Source organism: Sagittula sp. SSi028, assembly GCF_048553715.1.
In the GTDB taxonomy this organism is placed as follows: domain Bacteria; phylum Pseudomonadota; class Alphaproteobacteria; order Rhodobacterales; family Rhodobacteraceae; genus Sagittula.
The window spans coordinates 1-766 of record NZ_JBLZNC010000045.1 but is presented as its reverse complement, the minus strand read 5'-3'; the positions used below and the strand labels follow the sequence as shown (position 1 = coordinate 766).

The following is a 766-nucleotide window of genomic DNA, read 5'->3' as shown; positions in this document are numbered from 1 at the left end:
TGCAGGAAGGATCTTGGCCAATTTCCGGAGGTTTTGGGCGGTTGCGGCGAGGAGGAATTCGTCGTTTGCACCGCATAGTCCAGGTAATCGGAGCCGATTCAGACCAAGGATCCTTTTGAGGTGGGCGAAGAGCATCTCGACCTTCTTCCGCAGCTTCATCGAGATGACGTATTGGTCTGTCTTCGCTATGTCCCGCGCGACCTGTCGCGCGTCTTCATGTTCCTCGCGGGTGATCGAGCGGAAGTCCATGTTGGGGCAGCAGCGCGCCTTTGAAGGGCAGGCCTGGCAGGTGTGCTTCAGACACCGGTATTTGGCTGTTCCCTTGCCGGTTGGCTCCCGGTTCGGGTCGGAATAGTTCCGGCGGAACTGCTTCAGCTCGTGACCCTCGGGGCAGATGTATTGGTCGTTCTCTGCGTCCCATTCGAAGTCGGCCCGGGTCCAGGTCCCGTCATTGGGCCCTGACTTGTCGAATACGGGAATGTCGGGCGCGATCTTGCGGTCGACCAGCCAGCCCAGCATTGGCGCGGTACCATAGGCGGTGTCCGCAATCAGGCGCTCGGGGTGAAGGTCGAACCTGGCCTGCACGCGCTTTAGCATGGTCTTTGTCGAGCCGACCTCGGCCTGCCGGATTGAGCGCGTGGCCTCAACATCCACGATGACACCATGGTCGGTGTCGATCAGGTAATTGTCGGAATAGCTGAAGAATGCCGGGCCCTTGCGGGCTGCGGTCCATTGGCTGGCCGGTTCGGAATGGGACGTGAACTTG

Annotated in this window: 1 protein-coding gene; it reads right to left on the bottom strand. The window is 60.2% G+C overall.

From position 1 onward, the window contains the following. On the bottom strand, positions 1-766 hold a 766-nt coding region (locus tag ACN5AZ_RS18680), incomplete at both ends, for a transposase (protein ID WP_419430396.1).